Annotated in this window: 22 protein-coding genes; 8 read left to right on the top strand and 14 right to left on the bottom strand. The window is 69.8% G+C overall.

What is annotated here, in order from left to right:
* Positions 1-44 precede the first annotated feature (44 nt).
* The 3 genes from OG975_RS44660 to rpmF are packed head-to-tail and all read right to left on the bottom strand — an operon-like array spanning position 45 to position 1,621.
* A complete protein-coding gene (locus tag OG975_RS44660) occupies positions 45-437 on the bottom strand; it encodes an SCO5389 family protein (RefSeq protein WP_327434199.1) in 393 nt (130 codons plus the stop codon).
* 49 nt (positions 438-486) lie between these two features.
* Positions 487-1,449 (bottom strand): ATP-binding protein, encoded by a 963-nt coding sequence (locus tag OG975_RS44655; RefSeq protein ID WP_406335442.1) that lies wholly within the window; start codon positions 1,447-1,449, stop codon positions 487-489.
* A gap of 1 nt (position 1,450) precedes the next feature.
* Positions 1,451-1,621 (bottom strand): 50S ribosomal protein L32, encoded by a 171-nt coding sequence (rpmF, locus tag OG975_RS44650; RefSeq protein WP_406335440.1) that lies wholly within the window; start codon positions 1,619-1,621, stop codon positions 1,451-1,453.
* A gap of 188 nt (positions 1,622-1,809) precedes the next feature.
* Between rpmF and OG975_RS44645 the strand changes: the two genes are divergently transcribed.
* Positions 1,810-2,490 (top strand): DUF6445 family protein, encoded by a 681-nt coding sequence (locus OG975_RS44645; protein WP_330309494.1) that lies wholly within the window; start codon positions 1,810-1,812, stop codon positions 2,488-2,490.
* Positions 2,491-2,597: 107 nt separating this feature from the next.
* On the opposite strand, the gene OG975_RS44640 is transcribed toward OG975_RS44645, so the two are convergent.
* On the bottom strand, positions 2,598-4,100 hold the full coding sequence (locus OG975_RS44640; protein WP_406336736.1) for an amino acid permease: 1,503 nt from the start codon (positions 4,098-4,100) through the stop codon (positions 2,598-2,600).
* A 128-nt stretch (positions 4,101-4,228) separates the two neighbouring features.
* A complete protein-coding gene (locus tag OG975_RS44635) occupies positions 4,229-5,017 on the bottom strand; it encodes an SDR family NAD(P)-dependent oxidoreductase (RefSeq protein ID WP_406335439.1) in 789 nt (262 codons plus the stop codon).
* Between OG975_RS44635 and OG975_RS44630 the strand changes: the two genes are divergently transcribed.
* Complete coding sequence (locus tag OG975_RS44630; RefSeq protein WP_406335437.1) at positions 4,988-5,218, top strand: PucR family transcriptional regulator; 231 nt, start codon at positions 4,988-4,990, stop codon at positions 5,216-5,218. The genes OG975_RS44635 and OG975_RS44630 overlap by 30 nt on opposite strands.
* Positions 5,219-5,312: 94 nt before the next feature.
* Here the strand turns inward: OG975_RS44630 and OG975_RS44625 are convergent, their stop codons facing one another.
* On the bottom strand, positions 5,313-5,630 hold the full coding sequence (locus OG975_RS44625; protein ID WP_406336735.1) for a hypothetical protein: 318 nt from the start codon (positions 5,628-5,630) through the stop codon (positions 5,313-5,315).
* Between the two features lie 182 nt (positions 5,631-5,812).
* Here OG975_RS44625 and OG975_RS44620 point away from each other — a divergent pair, with 182 nt between their 5' ends.
* Entirely contained in the window at positions 5,813-6,169 is a 357-nt protein-coding gene (locus tag OG975_RS44620) for a luciferase family protein (protein WP_406335436.1), read from the top strand.
* 25 nt (positions 6,170-6,194) lie between these two features.
* Here the strand turns inward: OG975_RS44620 and OG975_RS44615 are convergent, their stop codons facing one another.
* Both OG975_RS44615 and OG975_RS44610 read right to left on the bottom strand, forming a co-directional pair.
* Complete coding sequence (locus OG975_RS44615; RefSeq protein ID WP_406335434.1) at positions 6,195-7,409, bottom strand: right-handed parallel beta-helix repeat-containing protein; 1,215 nt, start codon at positions 7,407-7,409, stop codon at positions 6,195-6,197.
* A gap of 169 nt (positions 7,410-7,578) precedes the next feature.
* Positions 7,579-8,508: an LAETG motif-containing sortase-dependent surface protein gene (locus tag OG975_RS44610; RefSeq protein WP_406335433.1), complete on the bottom strand. Its 930-nt coding sequence runs from the start codon at positions 8,506-8,508 to the stop codon at positions 7,579-7,581.
* 485 nt (positions 8,509-8,993) lie between these two features.
* Here OG975_RS44610 and OG975_RS44605 point away from each other — a divergent pair, with 485 nt between their 5' ends.
* The gene (locus OG975_RS44605) at positions 8,994-9,662 is read left to right on the top strand and encodes a TetR family transcriptional regulator (protein WP_406336733.1); all 669 of its coding nucleotides are present in this window, start codon (positions 8,994-8,996) and stop codon (positions 9,660-9,662) included.
* A gap of 180 nt (positions 9,663-9,842) precedes the next feature.
* Positions 9,843-10,208 carry a Zn-ribbon domain-containing OB-fold protein gene (locus tag OG975_RS44600; protein WP_406336731.1) on the top strand — a complete coding sequence of 122 codons (366 nt, stop codon included), beginning with the start codon at positions 9,843-9,845 and terminating at the stop codon, positions 10,206-10,208.
* 42 nt (positions 10,209-10,250) lie between these two features.
* On the opposite strand, the gene OG975_RS44595 is transcribed toward OG975_RS44600, so the two are convergent.
* The 3 genes from OG975_RS44595 to OG975_RS44585 form a co-directional block, all read right to left on the bottom strand.
* Positions 10,251-11,465: an FG-GAP repeat domain-containing protein gene (locus OG975_RS44595; RefSeq protein WP_406335432.1), complete on the bottom strand. Its 1,215-nt coding sequence runs from the start codon at positions 11,463-11,465 to the stop codon at positions 10,251-10,253.
* A gap of 130 nt (positions 11,466-11,595) precedes the next feature.
* Entirely contained in the window at positions 11,596-12,735 is a 1,140-nt protein-coding gene (locus OG975_RS44590; RefSeq protein ID WP_406335430.1) for a formylglycine-generating enzyme family protein, read from the bottom strand.
* A gap of 94 nt (positions 12,736-12,829) precedes the next feature.
* Positions 12,830-13,684, bottom strand: coding sequence for an intradiol ring-cleavage dioxygenase (locus tag OG975_RS44585; RefSeq protein WP_406335429.1), 855 nt, complete (start codon positions 13,682-13,684; stop codon positions 12,830-12,832).
* Between the two features lie 226 nt (positions 13,685-13,910).
* Here OG975_RS44585 and OG975_RS44580 point away from each other — a divergent pair, with 226 nt between their 5' ends.
* Positions 13,911-14,684: an SDR family NAD(P)-dependent oxidoreductase gene (locus OG975_RS44580; protein WP_406335428.1), complete on the top strand. Its 774-nt coding sequence runs from the start codon at positions 13,911-13,913 to the stop codon at positions 14,682-14,684.
* Positions 14,685-14,707: 23 nt separating this feature from the next.
* Here the strand turns inward: OG975_RS44580 and OG975_RS44575 are convergent, their stop codons facing one another.
* The gene (locus OG975_RS44575) at positions 14,708-15,448 is read right to left on the bottom strand and encodes a GntR family transcriptional regulator (RefSeq protein WP_406335426.1); all 741 of its coding nucleotides are present in this window, start codon (positions 15,446-15,448) and stop codon (positions 14,708-14,710) included.
* 189 nt (positions 15,449-15,637) lie between these two features.
* Here OG975_RS44575 and OG975_RS44570 point away from each other — a divergent pair, with 189 nt between their 5' ends.
* On the top strand, positions 15,638-16,597 hold the full coding sequence (locus OG975_RS44570; RefSeq protein ID WP_406335425.1) for an alpha/beta fold hydrolase: 960 nt from the start codon (positions 15,638-15,640) through the stop codon (positions 16,595-16,597).
* A 61-nt stretch (positions 16,598-16,658) separates the two neighbouring features.
* On the opposite strand, the gene OG975_RS44565 is transcribed toward OG975_RS44570, so the two are convergent.
* Positions 16,659-17,540 (bottom strand): SDR family oxidoreductase, encoded by an 882-nt coding sequence (locus OG975_RS44565; protein ID WP_406335424.1) that lies wholly within the window; start codon positions 17,538-17,540, stop codon positions 16,659-16,661.
* 201 nt (positions 17,541-17,741) lie between these two features.
* Between OG975_RS44565 and OG975_RS44560 the strand changes: the two genes are divergently transcribed.
* The gene (locus tag OG975_RS44560; RefSeq protein ID WP_406335422.1) at positions 17,742-18,662 is read left to right on the top strand and encodes a LysR family transcriptional regulator; all 921 of its coding nucleotides are present in this window, start codon (positions 17,742-17,744) and stop codon (positions 18,660-18,662) included.
* On the opposite strand, the gene OG975_RS44555 is transcribed toward OG975_RS44560, so the two are convergent.
* Entirely contained in the window at positions 18,659-19,177 is a 519-nt protein-coding gene (locus tag OG975_RS44555) for a carboxymuconolactone decarboxylase family protein (RefSeq protein ID WP_406335420.1), read from the bottom strand. The genes OG975_RS44560 and OG975_RS44555 overlap by 4 nt on opposite strands.
* Between the last annotated feature and the right edge of the window lie 6 nt (positions 19,178-19,183).

Here is a 19,183-nt window from a genome sequence, read left to right as displayed (position 1 = left end):
TCGAAGACTGACGTCTCCGGCGACGAACCGGTGGCTCACGGGAGTCAGCAGTCGCGGAACTCGGGTGACTGGTTGAGGATCTGCGAACGCAGGGAGGTGAACCGGGCGTGGGTGTCTCCGCCTTGGGCCTCGGGACGGAAGACCGCGACCCGGTGGCAGTTCATGAAGGCCAAGGTCACCCCGAAATGCCGTTCCAGGCTGCCGCGGATCGCGTCACTGGCCAGCGCCCGCAACAGCTGCCCCCGCTCCTTCTCGGAGGGCGGCGGGGTGTGGTTGTCGGCGAACTCCTTCGCTCCGTCCCGGAGTTCACCGACCAGGCCGGCGATGAGGTCGTACGCGTACGGCAGTGACGTACGAACGGTTTCCACGAAGTCCTCTTCGCGGACCTGACCGTGTTCGGCTTCGGCGAGCAGCTTCGGGGAGACGTCGAGTGACATGAAGAAGGCAGTCCTGTCGCTAGATGGTTCGGTGGCGCGTGGTCGGTGCTCAGACGGCGGTCGGCCCGAGGGCGTCCGGACCGTGCCGGAAGCCGGGGTCGATCTGTGCGGAGAGGTCGCTGCCGATGGCCCGGTCGGCCCAGGCCGCGGCGTTGCGGAGATGGAAGGCGACGGCGTGTTCCTGGAAGGCCGTCCAGTCCTTGGTGCGGGAGTCGAGCGCGGTCCGCAGTTGGCGCAGGGCGTGGCGGTTGTGCGGTTCCAGGTCGCCCCGCGGCCGTCCCTGCTCCTGGGCCCGTACCCAGGAGGAGTGCTGAAAGTACGTCAGGAGGTCGTCCCCGACGTGCTCTTTGAGGAAGAGAAGGTCGTCCTCACCGGTGACCTTGTTGCCGACGACCGCGATCGGGATGCCGAACTCCTCGGCATGGTCGCGGTATTGGCGGTAGACCGAGACACCCTTGCGGGTGGGTTCGGCGACCAGGAAGGTCATGTCGAAGCGCGTGAACAGCCCGGAGGCGAAGGCGTCCGCGCCGGCGGTCATGTCGACGACGACGTACTCGCCGGGACCGTCGACGAGATGGTTGAGGTAGAGCTCCACGGCTCCGAGCTTGGAGTGGTAGCAGGCCACCCCGAGATCACTCTCGTCGAACTCGCCCGTGACCATCAGCGGTACGCCGCCCACCTCCTGGATGTGGTGGGTGTGCACCGCGTCGTCGCCGAGCAGCCGCAACAGGCGTGACCCCCGTCCGGGCGGGGTGGTCTTGATCATGGCCTCGCGCGAGGTGATGCGTGGGTTGTCGCCGCGCAGATGGTCCTTGATCTCGCTGAGGCGTGCGCTGAGGGGCGGCGCGGTGAGGGTTTCGTCGTCGCCCAGACCCAAGGCTTGGGCCAGATGCTGGTTGATGTCGCCGTCGATGGCGACGAGGGGAGCTCCGGAGTGCGCCAGATGGCGGGAGAAGAGAGCCGACAGCGTGGTCTTTCCGCTGCCGCCCTTGCCGACGAAGGCGGCGCGCACGTCAGCCCTCCGGGCGCAGCAGCCCGCGCTCGTAGGCCTTGGTCAGTCGCTGCGGGACGAGGTACGAGGAGCCGTCGACGGTGACCGGCACGAGCTGGGTCGTGGCGGCCTTCCACTGTGCGCGGCGGTGCCGGGTGTTGCTGCGGGACATCTTCCGCTTGGGGACGGCCATGAGGTTCTCCTGGGTGGGTGAGCTGGCACGATCCACGCTATATGAAAATGGATCCCATTACCAAGCTGACTCACGGAGCGCGTCCGACAAGCCCTCGATGACCGACAGCCCTACGAACACGCCGAGTTGACGGAAGATTGACCAAGTCTCTGGCGATCACTGACGCACGCGTCTATATGGTCTGCCGCATGCCCCCACAACCTCCGAGAACACCGGCGCTCCCGGTCCTCCCCTATCGGAAACCCACCCGCGATCGCGACTACTGGGTCTTCGACAATGTGCTGCCCGACATGGACGCCGTCCGGGCCCGGTGCGTCGCCAAGGACGACTGGGTCAAGGGCTTTCCGTACACGTCGGAGAGCTGGCCCGGTCTGCGGACGATGCCCGGGCTCGAACCGGAGGAGTTGACGCGCGTAGAGCGGCTGGTGAAGAAGGCCACCGGCGCCCAGAAGCTGTGGCAACAGGCGACGCCGTCCGGCGCCACCCTCAACCACAACTGCATCCAGGTGGTCGGCAAGGACGAGGGAGAGCCGCGTCCCCACACCGACTCACGCGCGCTCTGCCGTTACGCCGCGGTGCTCTATCTCAACCCGAACGTTCCCAAGGACTGCGGAACCAGCTTCTACCGGCAGAACCTGCCCGGCGGCCGGCTCGGCGGGAACGTGGTGACCGCGCCGCACAACAACCTGGTCGAGGCGCTGGGTACGCGCTTCGTCCCGCCGGACTCCTTCGTCGAGGACATCCGCGTACCGCACCGGTACAACCGGCTGCTGCTCTACAACGCCAACCTGATGCACAGCGCCACCGAGTACTGCGGCAGCACCATGGAGGACAAGCGGATGACCGCGGTCTTCTTCTGGATGGCCTGATCCCGTATCCCGTAGGGATGTCCCGCGACGCCGAGCGGCCCCGGACTGTCGAGTCCGGGGCCGCTCGGCGTCGCGTGCGGGCTTCGGCCGCCCTTCATGAGCTCGCGTCAGCCGCCCATGAGCTCACGTTCGATGGAGGCCAGCTCGGCCGCGCTGCCCTGGACCTTGGGGCCGTTGAACCACTTGCGGGCTGAAAGCAGCCACCAGGCGCCGGCGAAGCCCACTACCACGGCGACCGCGACCGGCGCGTAGTTGAAGGTCTTGGCCGTGACCGGGCTTGCCTGCGGCAGCATGAACAGGATGGTGACGCAGGCGACCCAGCCGACGGCTATCACCGCGATGGGCTTGCTCCACCGGCCCAGGTTCCAGGGCCCGGCGGCGAAGTCGTCGCCCTGGCGCAGCCGCAGGTAGATCGGGATGACGTACGCGATGAAGAGGCCGATGACGGCGATCGAGGTGACGGCGGCGTACGCGGTGGGGTTGATCAGATAGGGAAGGCCGAGGAGGAAGGCGCCACCGGAGGCGAGCCACACCGCGTTGGACGGGGTGCGGGTGCGGTCGCTGATCCGGTGCCAGATCTTCGAGCCCGGCAGTGCGCCGTCCCGCGAGAAGGCGTAGATCATGCGGGAGTTGGCGGTCACGGAGGACATTCCGCAGAAGAACTGGGCGCCGATGACGATGAGGAGCAGCAGCTTGCCGCCGGTGTCGCCCAGAGCGTCGAGGAAGATCTGGACCGGGGGCACTCCGGTGCTGCTGCCGAGCGCACCGTCGTAGCTCTGGATCGCGAAAGTGACGCCGATCAGCAGGATCCAGCCGGCGACCAGCGAGACGAGTATCGAGTTGACGATGCCGCGCGGGCCGGAGCGAGCCGCGTCGTGGGTCTCCTCGGTCATGTGGGCGGAGGCGTCGAAGCCGGTCAGGGTGTACTGGGCGAGCAGCAGGCCGAGAAGCGAGACGTACAGGCCGGATCCCCAGCCGGTGTTGTTGACGAAGTGCCCGAAGACGAAGCCCGCCGACTGGTGGTGGTCGGGGAGGAACACCAGCGCGAGGACGACGACCGCCACACCGATGACCTGCCACCACACGCTGATGTTGTTGAGCAGGGCGACGAGCTTGACGCCGCGCACGTTGAGCAGCGCGTGGACCAGCAGGGTGATGCCGAAGAGGAGCACCGTGTGGCCGGGGGTGGCGGTGAAGCCGAACTGGAGGTCCAGGAAGGCGTTGAGGAACTGCGCCAGGCCGAAGTCGATGCCCGCGGTGACCGCGACCTGGCCGAGGAAGTTGAACCAGCCGGTGAACCAGGCCCAGGCCGGGCCGTTGCTCTTGGCGAGCTTGGCCGCCCAGTAGTAGAGGCCGCCCGCGGTCGGATAGCTGGAACACACCTCGGCCATACCCAGGCCGACGGTGAGGGTGAGGAGACCCACGATCGGCCAGCCCCACACCATGACGGCCGGACCGCCGGTGTTCATGCCGAAGCCGTAGAGCGTCATACAGCCGGAGAGGATGCAGATGATCGTGAACGAGACGGCGAAGTTCGAGAACGGCGACATGCTGCGCTCGAGTTCCTGCGCGTAGCCGAGCTCGTGGAGCCGGGCCTCGTCATCGGTCATCTTGGGTGCTGCGGTGTCGACCGGATCGGGCGATCCGGTTTTGTCCAGGGTGTTGTCCGAAGCCACGGGTGATCCCCTTGTCTGCTGGGCCGGTTGGGAGGGTGTACGGCGCGGACGGTGTGCGGCGGTTACTGCGAGGTCATGCCGCCGTCGACCGCGACGACACTGCCGGTCATGAAGCTCGCCTCGTCGGAAGCGAGGAAGAGGGCCACGTTCGCGATTTCGCGAGGCTGCCCGGGACGCCCGATGGGCTGGAAGGAGTCGATGGTGTCGTAGACGTGGTCGAGGCCGCCGAGGAGTTCGGCGTGGGCGTGGTTGATGGGGGTGTCCACCCATCCCGGGCAGATCACGTTGCAGCGGATGCCCTGCTTGACGTAGTCCAGCGCCACCCCCTTGGTGAGCATCACACTGGCACCTTTGGACGCAGAGTAAACAGTGAGAAAGGGCTCGCTGACCAGACCATTGACGCTGGAGATGTTCACGATCGAGCCGCCGCCCGCGGCGAGCATGTGCGGGATGACCGCGCGACAGCCGTACAACTGACCCTTCACATTCACATCGAGCGTCTTGTCGATGATGTCGTCGGGGACTTCGTGCAGCAGCCCCGGCAGATTGACTCCGGCGTTGTTGACCAGGACATCTACCCCTCCCCAGCGGGAGGCCACGGCGTCGACCATCGCGTCGACCTCGACGCTGGAGGAGACATCGACGCCGCGCCACCCGGCCACTCCACCGGCGGCGGTGATCTCCGCCGCCGTCTCTTTCGCGGTCTCCTCCGAAAGGTCTGCGCACAGAACTTTTCCACCCTCCTCCGCCAGTCGGAGAGAGATCGCCTTGCCGATGTGGGCGGTGGTGTCCGGCGCCGACGAGCGCCGACGGGCGGCGGGATGCGCCGCAGGACCGAGGACGCGGCCCACGGCACGGACTACGTCCCGACGCTGCACGCCTGGCTGGAGCACCAGGGCAACATCCGCACCGCCGCCGAGCAGTTGCACGTCCACGCCAACACACTGCGCTATCGCCTGACCAAGATCGAGCAGACCGTCGGCATCGACCTCGCCGACCCCGACATCAGACTCGTACTCGCCCTGCAGCTCAAGGCACTCGACCGGCCCTGAACCGCGCCCGTCACAGGGCCGGGCGTCGCCCTTGGGCGTGGACGAGGCATCGGCGCAAGCCGTGAGACGGCACCGGTTCCGAAAAGAGCAGGCGCTACCCCTTCGGCCGATGCCCGCTCCGCCGCGGGGCGGGCTCGGCGCCGTCGAGCAGTTCCAAGCGGCGTTCCTCGCCCAGGGATTCGACCTGGACCACGATCCGGCGCAGAGCGTCCGCGATCGTGCGGCACTCCTCGTCACTCAGCGGGGCGGCGACGAAGGCCTCCTCGGCGACGCGGCGGGTCTCCATCTCACCGGAGATCCACACGACCCACAGCACGACGAACCCGGTCCACGTCAGGTCCGACCCGCGCAGCACCGAGTTCTCGACATGCTGCCGGACCGCCGAAGCGGCCCGGCGCGCGTCCGCTTGAATTTTGTCAACGGCATCAAGAGGCTGCCGGTCGAGGTCACCCCGGCCTGACCCGGTGGGCCAGGGCGTCCGACGCCGTAGCGCTCGCTGACTCCGAGCCCGTATCCGGACATTCGGGCGCTACGGCCTGGTTACGTCTTCCTCAATCCCTGGTGGCCGCGTGGTGAGCTGGTCATGATGGCAGCATGACATTGGCCTTGAGAGCCATGACGCGACTGGCGGACTGGCCGGACCTCGCGGAGGCCCGGCCGAGTTGCGGCACGGGCCGAGCACTCTGCTCGGCCCAGAGCGAGATCGTCCACTTCCATACGGACCACGACGTCGACCTGCACCTCACGGTCCGGGCCATCCGCCGCTTCGAGGACCACCTCAAGGGCGCGACCGCGGTCCGGATGGTGCCGGGCTCGCGGTGGGTGACGATCCACCTCGAAGTCGACACGGACATCGACCTTCTGCTGACCCTTGTGAGCCTCGCGCTCCAGGCCCACCAGACAAGTCCGGTTCCCGTCGATACGCCGTCGGCGAGCTGCAACGACCATTGAGCCCCTCGATCATCGACATCGACACTCAGAAGCGGGCGCCGATCTCGGTGCCGTCGCGCGGGACGAGGAAGTCCGGTGCGGACGGGAGGGAGCCGTCGGAGCCGCGTGCGCCGGTGATCGCGCTCGGATCCGTGCTCAGGACGGAGGAGGCGTTCCACGTGCCGCCCAGGTCCCATGAGTTGCCGCTGGAAGTGGTGGTGGACGCGAGGGCGACCGCGCGGCCGTCCGCGAGGGACAGGTTGGCGGTGAGTACCGCCTTCGAGGCCGGGACGTCGGCGTCGAAGCCCGTGCCCTGGTTGCCGAACGCCGTGTCGCGGGACAGGGCGAGGGCACCCGGATCGCCGTTGTCGGTGAAGCCGTGCGCCGCGTTGTGGAACGAGATCGCGTTGCGCACAGTGTGAGCCACCGCCGGGGCCGGGCTGCCGCCACCGAGCTTGAAACCGTTGCCGTCGCCCGCGAAGTCGGGGAAGTTCCAGCGGTTGAAGCCGTTGCCGTACGCGATGGTGTTCTCGATGAGAATCGGCGAGGTGAACTTCCAGGCGTCGAAGCCGTCGTCGACGTTGTTCCAGAGCCGGGCGCCGCGCACCACGTTGCCGGTCCCGCTGCCTTCCTTGATGGCCAGACCGTCCGCGCTCTCGCCGTTCTTTCGCGGGTCACGATTGGCGTAACTGTCCAGGTCGAGGATCTGGTTGTTGCTGGACGTGCCCTGGAGCTGGAAGCCGGACTCGTAGTTGTCATGGGTGGCGAGCCGTGCGAAGACGTTGTTGTCGCAGCTGTCGCAGTAGACGCCGTACGGGCCGTTCACGATCTCCAGGCCGGAGATCCGCCAGTACGAGGCCTCCTGGTGGAGGGCACCGCGCTCGGCACGCGGGATGCTGCCGCCGACGGGTGTGTGGCTGGCCGGCAGCGCCTCTCCGTCGACGACCACGCGCTCGCCCGGGTACGCGCCCAGGGTGATCGGCTGGGACGCGGTGCCCGACGTGGCGATGGTGATGTTGTCCGTGAGCGCGTACGTCCCCCCTCGTACGGCGATGACATCGCCGGGCTTCGCCTTGTCCACTGCCTTCTGGATGGTCCGTAACGGGTGATCCGGCGTGCCGGCGGCCGCGTCGTCGCCGTTCACTGCCACCACGATGGTCGGCGCCGCGGCGGCGGACGCCTGCGTCGGCACCACCACCGCCCCCACGGCCAGTGCGGCTGCCCCCAGCGCTGCCCTCTTGAACCTGCCTGCGGCTCTCATACGACCTCCCGATGCGGTGCCCGACTGCTGGTCACCCGGTCAGTGGTCGCACGCGGGGCGAAGGTTGCCGCCCCGGCTGCCCGCGCCGAAAGAAGAGACCCCGGCACTCAGGTACGAGGCGAGTGCCGGGGCTCGTCAACAGGTCATCGAGGGCCGATGACGGCGATCGTCAGGAACGGGTGCCCGTCGAGCGCCGACGGCGGGTGGCGACGGTGATCGCGGCACCGGCCGCGAGGACCGCCACGGCGCCGGCCGCGATCGGCAGGGTGTTGCCGCCGCCGGTCTCCGCGAGGTCGCCGGGCGTGGTCGACTCGCCGCCGTTGGGCGAGGGAACCGACGACGCGCTCGACTCGGACTCCGACGGGGTCGCGGACGACTCGGACGCCGAGGGCGTGGCCGGGGTCGCGGGCGTCGACTCGGTCGGGGTACCGGGCGTCTCAGCGGGCGTCGTCGAGGCGGGCGGCGTCGTCTCCGGAGTGGTCGGCTGCGACGTGCAGTCGTTCTTGCCGCCGTTCCACGCCATGATCAGCTTGTCCTTGATGACCGCGTGGTCCGGACCCGCGGGCAGGTCACCGTGCTCGAAGCCGTCGTTGGCGTCGTACTTGCCGTCGAACTTGACGGCGCCACGGTAGAGGTCGATCTGCGCGAAGCAGCCGGCGTCCGGCACCGAGATGTCCAGCGAGTCGGTGGCACCCGGCTTGACCGTGACGGAGTCGAAGTCGTGGAAGACCTGGACACCCGAGGTCTTGAAGGTGGCGCCGTGGGTGCGGTACGCGGCCAGCGAGGCGGTGCAGGTGCTCGCGTCGCTCGCCGTGCGGACCTTGATGTGGACCTTGCCGTCGTCGGTCGGCTTGAGGTTCTCGTCGTCGACGCGGACCGAGTCGTAGAAGTTCGTCCCGTCCAGGGAGAACTGGCAGCGATCGGTCGCGGTCGCCGTCCCCGCGCCCTGTCCGGGGGCGTAACCGCCGGCGGCCTTGTCCCATCCGTCGCCACCGGGCTTGTCGGTGGCGAAGGCGGTGGTCGTGGCCGCGGAGAGGGCGAGCGCCGCCGCGCCCGTCCCCAGCAGGCAGCGAAGGGTGACACGTCTCGCTATGGACATGCAGATCCCATCTTGATGATGCGAAACCCCGGTCGACGGCAGCAGGGCAGCACGCAGCTGCCGGGGGCCGCACCGGGGGAAGTGGTCGAAGAAACACTGAACCCATTGGTCACATGGGTCACAGCTCGACCACATAGTCGATCACCGCGCAGACGCTGTCAACCTCGTTGAATACACGATGACTTCACGGTCGATCACATTTGGAGCACATGAGGAATCAGAGGCTCCGAAACGCTCGGCCGCGCCTCCGAGCAGGCGCGCACCGGCACCCATGACGGCCGCGCACCGGCCCCCGTGGCGGCCGCACACCGACCCCGGGGTGGCCACACACCATGCCGGTGACGTCGACGAACACCACAAGGAACTCAGTTCCCTCCTGGGTGCGCACTGAGTGCCATCGCCCTCGCTTCGATGCTAGTTTCCCGTCCATGAACGAGGGACCCCGGCGCCGCGAGCCCGCCGACGCGACGACCGTGAAGCCGCCGATGCGGGACGCCCTGGTCGCGGCGGCCTTCCAGCTCTTCCTGGAGCGTGGCTACGAGCAGACCACGGTCGACGACATCGTGACGCTCGCCGGGGTGGGCCGCCGGTCGTTCTTCCGCTACTTCCCGTCCAAGGAGGACGTGGTCTTCCCGGACCACGAGCGCTGCCTGGCCGACATGACGGCGTTCCTGAGCGGCGGCGCCGACGCGGACGACCCGGTGCAGCGGGTCTGCGACGCCGCCCGGCTCGTGCTGCGCATGTACGCCGAGAACCCGACGTTCTCCGTGCAGCGCTACCGCCTCACCAAGAAGGTCCCCGGCCTGCGCGCGTACGAGCTGTCGGTCGTCTGGCGGTACGAGCGCGCCCTCGCCGAGTATCTGCGCGGGCGCTTTGCCGGCCGGCGTGACGGCACGCTGCAGGCCGACGTCATCGCCGCGGCCGTGGTCGCCGCGCACAACAACGCCCTGCGCTCCTGGCTGCGCTCGGACGGGCAGGGCGACGCGACGGCGGCGGTCGACCACGCGCTCGGGTATGTCCGGAACACCTTCGGGAGCCCGACCGGTGACGCGGCGGACGAGGAGGGGGAGGACGTGGTGGTCGTCGTCTCCCGGCGTGGAGCGCCGATGTGGCGCGTCGTCCAGGAGATCGAGACCACGCTCGGACGGGACTGACCACTCCCCGCTCCGACCAGATTGAGGGTACCGAGTGCCTTTACGAGTGGCACTGAGTGCCATACTCTGTGGTCGTGCACGGCGATCCGGGCACCTTCAGATTCCGGCCGAGCGCAGGGAGATGACATCGTGTACCACCCAGGAATCGCCCTTCATCCGGGGCTCGGGGCCACGCCGGACATGCTCGACGCGGCCCCCGCGGAGCACAAGACGGACGCCCTCCTCTTCCAGCGTTGCCACTGGTGCGGCAGCGCGATGTACCAGCGGCTCCTCTGCCCGGTCTGCGCGGGCAGCGACCTGCGGACCGAGGCGAGCGCGGGGACGGGCATCGTGCGCCACTCCACCGTGATCCACCGCAACACCCCGGCGGCGCGCAACGTCTCCCTCATCGAGATGGCCGAGGGGTTCACCGTCCGGGGCCGGGTCATGGGCTCGCCCTCCGACGTCCACAGCGGCGACCGGGTCCAACTCGCCACCGCCCAGGACCCGGTGCGCCGACAGCCCGTGTTCCAGCTCGTCGACGGGCCCTACCGGGGCTGGGTCTGACGGTCCCGGGGCGGCCGCGGCCGCCGGAGGGCAGGACTCCCGCTACGAACAGGCGCCCTTGAAGACGTCCACCTGCCCCCCGGTGCTGTTCGCCACCGCGATGTCCCGCACCCCGTCACCGTCGAGGTCGGCCGCCGCCGCGTCATAGGCACCGGTGGCGGACAGCTCGGCGAGCTGGGTGAGTGCGCCGTCGCCCGAGCCCTGGAAGAGGGTGACGGAGTTGCCCTTGAGGGACGAGACCAGGATGTCCGAGGCGCCGTCGCCGTCGAGGTCCCCGGCGGCGACCGCGACGGGCAGACCCGGCGTCGTGTACGCGGCGGCGGTCCCGAAGGTCCCGTCCCCCTCCCCCAGCAGGACGTCCAGGGTGTTGGAGCCGTTGCTGACGGTGGCCAGGTCGGTCGTGCCGTCGCCGTCGAAGTCGCCCTGAGTGAGGGAGTAGAGGCGCGAGGCGGTGGCGTAGTCGGTGGCGGTGCCCAGAGCCCCCGCGCCGTCGCCGAGCAGGACGCTCACCCCGTCGCTGCCCACGCTGGCGGTGGCGACGTCCGCGGCTCCGTCGCCGTCGAAGTCGGCGACCACGATTCCGTGCGGCTGACTGCCGGTCGAGGTGTCGCCCTGGTCGTCGAAGGTGCCGTCGCCGTTGCCGAGGAGGACGCGTACGGCGCTCGGTCCCTGCTCGGCCACGACCAGGTCCGCGTTCCCGTCACCGTCGAGGTCACCCGTGGCCAGGGCGCGCGGGGCCTCGCCGACATCCAGGGCGCTCGCCGCCCCGAACCCGCCGACCGCGTCGTTCAGCAGGACACTGACCTGCGCTCCCCCGAAGTCGGCCGTCGCCAGGTCGAGGCTTCCGTCGCCGTCGAAGTCGGCGACGGCCGTCTGGTACGGGTGGGTGCCGACGGCGTAGGTGGTGCCGGTGGCGAACGTGCCGTCGCCCTGCCCCAGCAGGACCGTCACCGAGTTGTCGTCGAGGTTGGCGGCGACGACGTCCTGCGTACCGTCCCCGTCGAGATCCGCGACGGCCACATGCCGGGTGTTCGTCGAGGCCGCCGCGGAGGTGTCGAGCTGGGTGTAGGAGAGGGTGCCGTCGCACGCGTCGCCGGTCGTGGCCGACGCGGTGGGACGGGTCGACCCCTGTCCGTGACCGTGCCCGGGACCGCCCGCCGCCACGGCCAGCCCCGCTGCGCCCGTGCAGGCGAGGGCCAACCCGGCGGCGCCCGCCAGGGCAACACGGTGGGTGCGTTGGTGCTTCTTGCGTTTCATGCGGCTCCTTGTGCCTTGCGTACGTCTGGAATGGGGCATGCGCGGCCTCAACCGGCCTGCGCTTCCCTGGACTTCGGTCGGCTACGACGCCGTCGGCCTCCGCGACCGGTCCACTGCCGCGTCGTCAGCGCTACGACCGGTCGGCCGCGACCCGGATGCCGACGGTGAGATAACCGCCGCTACCGTCACGGCCCTCTCCGCGGTAGCTCGTGGCGCAGCTCCTGCCATTCGCGTACCAGGAGCCGCCGCGCACGGCGTTGACCTGTTGGCCGGCCTCGCCGCCATTGGTGGCCGTGATGATGCTCGACGTCCACTCGAAGCAGTTCCCGGCCATGTCGTACGCGCCGTAGGAGCTGGCTCCGTCCGGATAGGCGCCGACGGCCGAGGTGTTGCCGCCGCTCGCGGTCAGCTCGTCGAAGACGTCCGTGTAGACGAACCCGGTCCAGGTGGTGTGGTCGATCCATCCACTCACCCCGCCGGTCGAGGTGACGGCGATGATGTCGGAGATCGGTTCGCTCTCGCCGTAGCGGGTGGAGTTCTTGTTGTTGTAGGTCGCTTCCGTGGAGCCGTAGTTGGCCAGGTAGTACGCCGCGCAGACGGCGTTGTAGTTGTACTTGCTGGTGAGGACACCGGATGCGTACGTCGTGCCGGCAGTGTCGCCCCACGGGTACGCGTACGCGTCGGGGCCGCGCGCGGCGTTCTCCCACTCGGCCTCGGTGGGCAGCCGGAAGGTCCAGCCGTCCGCCTGGTCGGTGAGCCAGTCGCAGTAGGCCTCGGCGTCCTCCAACGAGACGTACAGGACAGGGTGTTCGTCCTTGCCGGAGGGGAAGTCGTCGCCGTCCCAGTAGCTGGGGGCCGTGCGCGAGCTGTCGTCCAGGAACGTTTTGTACTGGGCGTTGGTGACCTCGTACGCGCCCAGCGAGTACGCGGACGCGATGGCGGAGGCCTCGCCCGCGCCCGCGTTGTTGGACAGGTCGGTGGCGAAGACGAAGGAGAGGTTGGCGGGGACCTCGACGAGCGTCTGTCCGGCTACGGTCGTGGCGGCCGAGGCGTCGGTCGAGGCACTCGCGGAGGCGGAGGCCGACGGGCTCGCCGTGGCGGAGGAAGAGGCCGAAGGGGAAGTCGCGGGGCGGGGGCGGCGCCCGTGGGCCGGCTTCGCCGTGGCCTGGAGGGCGAGGGCGGTGCCGAGAAGTCCGGCGGCGCCCGCGCCGCCGAGTGCGAACAACTTGCGTCTGCTGAGCAGGGGTTGGCGCGAGTGTGTACCGGTCATGGCGTGACCTTTGAGGAGAGGGAACGAGCAGGGTGGGGCCGGTCACGCGGCGACAGGGGGAGAGCCGCGTGACCGGCCGTCGGGGGAGGCGGACTCAGCTGCTGCTGACGCCGACGGTCAGCGTCGCGGCGTAGCCGGAGGACACGGAGCTGCCCAGCGCGGTGAGGGTCAGCAGGCCGGAGGAGGCGCCGCCGTCGTCGTAGACGGTGTCGTCGGCGAGCGCGGTCTCCTTGGTGGTGTTGGAGGAGTACGGCGACAGCGCCTGGACCTTGGTGTTGATGGTGGAGTCGAAGAACAGCTGGCCGGTGTGGATGATCGAGCCGCCGGTGTACGAGTCGTCGGTGAGCGTGACGTCGGTGTGGACCCGCATATGGACGTGGACGGCGCGGGAGACGTAGTGGCCGGGCCAGATCGAGGTGATCGAGACCTGGCCGTTGGAGTCGGTGATCTGCCCGCCGCGCAGGAAGGTCCCGTCGTCCGTCTCCGAGTGACCGTTGCCGCCGACGAACCCGGAGTACTCACCGAGGGTGTCGGCGTGCCAGATCTCCACCAGCGCACCCTCCAGCGGGGCACAGCTGTTGTCCTCGTCGACGACGGTGAAGGTGTACTTCACCGGTACGCCGGACTTGCTCTCGGTGATGTCGGTGCGGATCAGGGCGCCTTCCAGGGCGTACGGGCCCTCGGTGACCTCGGCGGTCAGCGAGCAGACGCCGCTGGACGCGGTGGCGGTCGCCGTGGCGGAGGCCGACGCGGAACGGGTGGGCCTGGTCGGCCGCGCCGCCGCGGCCGCGGCCGAGGTCTCGGGGGTGGCGGAGGCCGTGGCCGCGAGGCCGAGGCCGGCGGCGGCCGCGACCGCTCCGCCCGCGGCGATGACATGACGACGGTTCACTGTGCTGGGAGCCTGGTGGGTCGCTTCGTCCTGCTGCTCGGCAGGCGAGTTCTCAGTCATGGACGCCGGAACGTAGGGGCGCCTCCTATGGCTCAGGTGTCACTCGGCTGTCATTTCCATAAGTGCCTCCGGGCACCACTCGATTTCCGGTCATCATCGACAGACTGTCGACAGTTGAGCCAATTAGTGACGTCACAACCCTTGACCGCGCCATTGTGTCGACACTAGGAAGGAGTGCGGGGCCCGTTCCGGCCTCGATCGGCAGCCCCTGACATGGGAGGTCCACGTGACCGGCAGGCTCTCCGGCAAAGTCGCTCTCGTCACCGGCGCGGGCGCCGGGATCGGTCAGGGATGTGCCCTGCTCTTCGCCGAGCAGGGCGCGACGGTCGTCGGCTGCGACATCGACGAGGGCGCGGCGGAACGCACCCGGAAACTCGCGCACGACAGGGGCCTGGATCTCGATGTGCTCGCGCCCCTGGACATGACCGAGCCCGCCGACGCCGACCGGTTCGCGGACGAGGCTTACGTCCGGCACGGCCGTGTCGACGTCCTGGTGACCGCGGGCGCCATCGCCCCGCACATGGCTCCCGCCGCGGCGATGGACTTCGACGACCAGTGGACGCCGACGCTGCGCGGCGAGATCGACGTGGTCTTCCTGCCCGTACGAGCGGTCTGGCCGCACATGGAGGCGTCCGGCGGCGGCTCGATCATCAACTTCGCCTCGGTGAACGCCTTTCGGGGCAGCGGTACCTTCGGCATGGTCGCGCACTGCGCGGGGAAGTCGGCGGTCCTCGGGATGACGCGCCAACTCGCCGTGGAGGGCGGCCCGTTGGGCATCCGGGCGAACACCGTTTCGCCCGGCATGGTCCGTACCCCCGCCACCGAGTCGGCCGGAGCGCACGACGGGGCGGCCCGGGACGCGCTCCTCGCCCGGATCCCGCTGGGCCGGGTGGGCAGGCCCGAGGACATCGCCTGGTGCGCGGTCTATCTGGCGTCCGACGAGTCCGGATGGGTCACGGGCGGCAACTTCCCCGTGGACGGCGGAGTGCTCGCCAAGTGAACGCCCCTGGGTACGCCCGCACGTCAGGACGTGGTGCGGCGTCTGCGCGTGGGCTTGCGGGCGCCCGCGGTGTCCTGCTCCACCTGATCCTCCACCGCCCGCAGCGCACGGACCGTCGCCCCCGCGATCAGCGCCGAGGCCAGCTCGCCGTCGCGCTCCTCGCAGGCCTGGAGGAGCCGCTCCTGGTCGTCGACGCTGTAGGCGAGGCGGCCCGCCCGGGTCAGGCTCAGGTGCCGCAGCATCAGGGTGCGCAGGGCCAGCGAGTCGAGGATCTGCTTCAGCGTGGCATTGCCGACGATCTCGGTCATCCGCTCCTGGAGCTGCACATGACTCCAGAAGTACGCGTCCACGTCCCCGTCGTCGGCGAGCTTCCGCATCCGCTCGACCCGGGTGCGCAGCCCGGCCAGCTCCTCGTCCGTGGCGCGCTCGACCAGCAGCCCGGCGAGCATCGACAGGAGCTGGCGCCGCACCTGGTAGATGTCGCGGATGTCCTGGAGGGAGGGCGCGGCGACCCGGGGCCGGCGACGCGCCTTCATCTCGACCAGGCCCTCCTGTTCGAGGAGCATCAGCGCCTCGCGCACGGGCGTGCGGCTGGTGTCGAACCGGCGTGACAGGTCGACGCTGTTGAGGTCCTGGCCCGGTTCGAGGCGGCCCTCGATGATGCCCGCCCCCACCCACTCGGCGATCTGCGCGACCAGCGGTTCACGACGGTCCCGCAGCCGCAGAAGGCGCCCGAGCACGAGATGCGTGTCCTGATCGGTCATGCGGCGATTCTCCCTGTCCGGCCCGCGCTGGCAGGTCTGGTCCAAACGCACAGGCAATCCAACGGTGTCGACACTATCTCACCGTATGGCCGATACACATCCCGGTCCAGCGTTACCTGTCGACACAGGCGTCAACACAGAAGTCGACACACAAGAGTTCCGGCGGAGTACGAGAGTTCAGGAGAAACCATGCGGAGAGAACGTACGACGGCCACCCCCGGTCCGGGGCCGAGCCGACGCGCGGTCGTCGGCGGCGCCGCGCTGGCCGCGTTCGCGGCAACAGGCGTCGGACAGGGTACGGCCCACGCGGCCTCCGGATCCACCGAGGACCCCTGGCAGCCTGTGCCCGTTCCGGAGCAGCTGCCGGTGACCGAGTATCAGATACCCGTCTCGGGCAGCGGCAGCCTGTGGTGCTGGGACACCGGTGGCAGCGGGCAGCCCGTCGTCCTGCTGCACCCCGGCTCGGGCAGCGGTGAGAGCTGGCCGTACCAGCAACCGGTCCTGGCCCGCGCGGGCTTCCGGGTGATCGGGTACTCGCGGCGCGGTGCGTACGGCTCGGTGGCCGGGACCCGCGCCGAGGCCGACACCGCTTCGGGGGACCTCAACACCCTCGCCGACCACCTCGGCCTGGACCGCTTCCACCTCTCCGGGTCGGCGGCCGGTGGCCCGGTGGCCCTCGACTACGCCCTCTCGTACGCGGACCGGCTGCTCAGCCTCACCGTCTCGGGCAGTGTGATGGGCATCCAGGACACCGAGTACCAGGAACTCACCTCGGCCCTGCAGCCCGACCCGTTTGGCGACATGCCCGTCGACTTCAAGGAGTTGGGGCCCTCGTACCGGGGAGGCGACCGGGACGGTGTCACGGCCTGGCTGGCCATCAACGCCCGGGCCAGGACGGCGGACGCGTTCGCGCAGTCGCTGGCCCATGAGATCACCTGGGCGGCTCTGGAGACGCTGACCCTGCCCGTCCAGCTCATCACCGGCGACGCCGACTTGTACAGCCCACCGTCCGTGATGCGGCTGAACGCGGCGCATGTGAGCGGCAGCGAGACGCATGTCGTCCGCGAGGCGGGCCACAACCCGCACTGGGAGCAGCCCGCCGCGTGGAACCGGCTGCTGGTGCGCTTCATGAAGCGGCACAGCCGGTAGCGCGCAGGGAGAGCAAGTCCTGGGTAGGGACGAGCAACTCCTGCGCGAGGAGGAGCGACTCCTAACGGAAGTAGTGGCCTTCTTCGAGGTCCGGGATGAGCGCGGGCCGTTCGGGATGCCACCCCATGCGCTTCTGGGTCAGGGCGCTGGAGGCCGGGACGTCCCGCGCGAAGAAGGCTCCGGGCCAGCCGAAGTGGCCAGGAGCCTCCTCCGGGGCAATGGCGGTCACCGGCAGCTTCAGGTGCCGGCCGATGACATCGGCGATGTCGCGGACCGGTACGCCCTCGTCGCCGATCGCGTGCAGCCGTGCCCCCGCGGGCGCCGTCTCCAGGGCCAGCCGGAACAGCCGTGCGGCGTCGAGCCGGTGGACGGCCGCCCAGCGGTTGGACCCCTCACCCGGGTAGGCCGAGACGCCCTTCGCGCGGGCGACGGCGATGATCTGCGGGACGAAGCCGTGGTCGTCCTCGCCATGCACGGACGGCGGCAGTCGCACCACCGAGACGCGTACACCGCGCGTGGCCAACGACAGCGCCGCCGCCTCGGAGGGGAGCCGGGCCGCCGCGGGCGACGTGGACTCGTGCTCGTCGTCCTCCGTCACGAGACCGGCGGTGCCGGAGGTGACGACGAAGGGCCGGTCGGATCCCACGAGCGTCTCACCGAGCGTCTCGATCGCGCGCCGATCCGTCCGGGCAGCGCCCGCGTAATCGGTGAAGTCGTCGTGGATGAAGGCGGTATGGATCACGCCGTCCGCCGCGCTCGCTCCGGCACGCAGACTGTCCAGGTCGTCGAGGGCGCCGCGGTGCACCTCGGCCCCGGCGGCCTCCAGCGACGCGGCGGCCTTCTCCGAGCGGGCGAGGCCGACGACCCGATGCCCCGCGCCCAGCAGCTCACGGACGACGGCGCTGCCGATGAATCCGGTCGCCCCGGTGACGAACACACGCATGGTGCACTCCTTATGACACAACGATGAGGCCGGCCCGACGCGCCACTCAGGTGCTGCCGGGACGGTGGTTCCACGGTGCGACCACGGGGAGTTCCACGTCCAAGGCCTGTTGCGCATCAGTCCATACGCATCAGGCATCACCACAGGTCAAGGCGTCACACTGGTGTCAACTGGCGTAGCGCGGGAGGTTACGCTCACAGCATGTCCGACTCTCCGCCGCCTCCGGTGGACCTCGATTTGCGACTGGTGAGGTACTTCACCGTCGTCGCCGACCACCGGCACTTCGGCCGCGCCGCTGCCGCCCTGCACATCGCCCAGCCGTCCCTGAGCCGGCAGATCCGCCGCCTCGAACAGCAACTGGGCGCCCGCCTGTTGGACCGCACCCCGCAGGGCAGCCGGCTCACCGAGGCCGGCGAGGTCTTCCTGCCGCACGCCAAGACGTTGCTGCGGTCGGCCGCCCAGGCCTCGGCGCGCACCCGGGCCGCCGCCCGACCCAGCCGCATCACCATCGGCTACACCGCGAACCTCATCGTCACCCCGGCGGTGCGCGAACTGCGCCGCCGGCACCCGGACGCCGACGTACACACCCTGCATCTGCCCTGGAACGAACAGCGCGCGGCCCTGCTCGATCACCGCGTGGACGCGGCGCTGACCCGGCTGCCGTTCCCGACCGACCAGCTGCACGTGACGGTCCTCTACGACGAGCCCCGGGCGCTCATCGTCCCCCTCAGCCATCGGCTGGCCGGCAAGGAGTCCGTCACCCTCGACGACATCGCCGACGAACCCTTGCCCCGGGTGTCCGACGCGGCCTTCGACGCCTTCTGGCGCATCGATCCACGACCCGACGGAAGCCGGGCACCCGACGGCCCCTTCGTGGCGGCCTTCGAGGACAAACTCGAAGCCATCGCCGCCGGGGAGGCCGTGGCCATCGTCCCGGCCGGTCCGCGCGTCGACAGTCTCCGCCCCGATCTCACCACGGTCCCCCTGCACGGCGTCGAGCCGAGCCACGTCGTGCTGGCGACCCGCGCCGACGACCGCGGCCGCCTGGTGGCGGCCTTCCGCAAGTACGCCCAGGCCCACCTCACCGGTCCCGGCCCCGCCACACCGGACGGCCCCGGTTAGAGCTCACTCGGCTGTACATCCAGGGCGACCAGGAACCGGGAGACCATGTTGTACGCGGCCACGGTGGCGGTCAGCTCGACGAGTTCCGCGTGGCTGAAGTCGGCCCGCAGGGCGTCGAAAAGCCCCTCCGGGACGTGGACGTCGCGGGTCATCGCGTCGGTGTAGGCGATGACCCGCCGGTGGCGTGCGTCGAGTTCCGGGTGCTCGGCGGCGTTCTCGGCGCGCACCGCCACGAGTTGGGTGTCGTCGAGGCCGGCGCGGCGGGCCTCGGGCTCGTGTGCCGTCCACTCGTACGCGGCCCGGTTGAGGACGGCGATCCGCAGGATCACGAGTTCGCGGATGCCGGCGGGCAGGGCGATGCGCTGCCGGACCGCGCCGAGCAGGCTGTTCCAGCCGTCGGCCAGTTGGGGGCTGTGCAGCAGCATGCGGTCGAGCGGGCGCAGGGTCCCGCCACGCCGTTCACGTATGCGTTCGGCGATCTCGCCGGTGCCGTCGGTCTCCGGCAGTCGTGCCACGTAGCA

The sequence above is a fragment of the Streptomyces sp. NBC_00203 genome, from assembly GCF_045206325.1.
Taxonomy (GTDB): Bacteria; Actinomycetota; Actinomycetes; order Streptomycetales; family Streptomycetaceae; genus Streptomyces; species Streptomyces lutosisoli.
This window is presented reverse-complemented; position numbering and strand designations above follow the sequence as displayed.

Bases quoted from the DNA above. Each gene is read 5' to 3' on its own strand.
- OG975_RS44620 (WP_406335436.1), top strand. From the start codon at position 5,813: ATGACATTGGCCTTGAGAGCCATGACGCGACTGGCGGACTGGCCGGAC.
- OG975_RS44565 (WP_406335424.1), bottom strand. From the start codon at position 17,540: ATGCGTGTGTTCGTCACCGGGGCGACCGGATTCATCGGCAGCGCCGTC.
- OG975_RS44600 (WP_406336731.1), top strand. From the start codon at position 9,843: ATGCTCGACGCGGCCCCCGCGGAGCACAAGACGGACGCCCTCCTCTTC.
- OG975_RS44605 (WP_406336733.1), top strand. From the start codon at position 8,994: ATGCGGGACGCCCTGGTCGCGGCGGCCTTCCAGCTCTTCCTGGAGCGT.
- OG975_RS44575 (WP_406335426.1), bottom strand. From the start codon at position 15,448: ATGACCGATCAGGACACGCATCTCGTGCTCGGGCGCCTTCTGCGGCTG.
- OG975_RS44630 (WP_406335437.1), top strand. From the start codon at position 4,988: ATGCGCCGCAGGACCGAGGACGCGGCCCACGGCACGGACTACGTCCCG.
- OG975_RS44615 (WP_406335434.1), bottom strand. From the start codon at position 7,409: ATGAGAGCCGCAGGCAGGTTCAAGAGGGCAGCGCTGGGGGCAGCCGCA.
- OG975_RS44570 (WP_406335425.1), top strand. From the start codon at position 15,638: ATGCGGAGAGAACGTACGACGGCCACCCCCGGTCCGGGGCCGAGCCGA.
- rpmF (WP_406335440.1), bottom strand. From the start codon at position 1,621: ATGGCCGTCCCCAAGCGGAAGATGTCCCGCAGCAACACCCGGCACCGC.
- OG975_RS44640 (WP_406336736.1), bottom strand. From the start codon at position 4,100: ATGACCGATGACGAGGCCCGGCTCCACGAGCTCGGCTACGCGCAGGAA.
- OG975_RS44560 (WP_406335422.1), top strand. From the start codon at position 17,742: ATGTCCGACTCTCCGCCGCCTCCGGTGGACCTCGATTTGCGACTGGTG.
- OG975_RS44610 (WP_406335433.1), bottom strand. From the start codon at position 8,508: ATGTCCATAGCGAGACGTGTCACCCTTCGCTGCCTGCTGGGGACGGGC.
- OG975_RS44590 (WP_406335430.1), bottom strand. From the start codon at position 12,735: ATGACCGGTACACACTCGCGCCAACCCCTGCTCAGCAGACGCAAGTTG.
- OG975_RS44595 (WP_406335432.1), bottom strand. From the start codon at position 11,465: ATGAAACGCAAGAAGCACCAACGCACCCACCGTGTTGCCCTGGCGGGC.
- OG975_RS44585 (WP_406335429.1), bottom strand. From the start codon at position 13,684: ATGACTGAGAACTCGCCTGCCGAGCAGCAGGACGAAGCGACCCACCAG.
- OG975_RS44645 (WP_330309494.1), top strand. From the start codon at position 1,810: ATGCCCCCACAACCTCCGAGAACACCGGCGCTCCCGGTCCTCCCCTAT.
- OG975_RS44660 (WP_327434199.1), bottom strand. From the start codon at position 437: ATGTCACTCGACGTCTCCCCGAAGCTGCTCGCCGAAGCCGAACACGGT.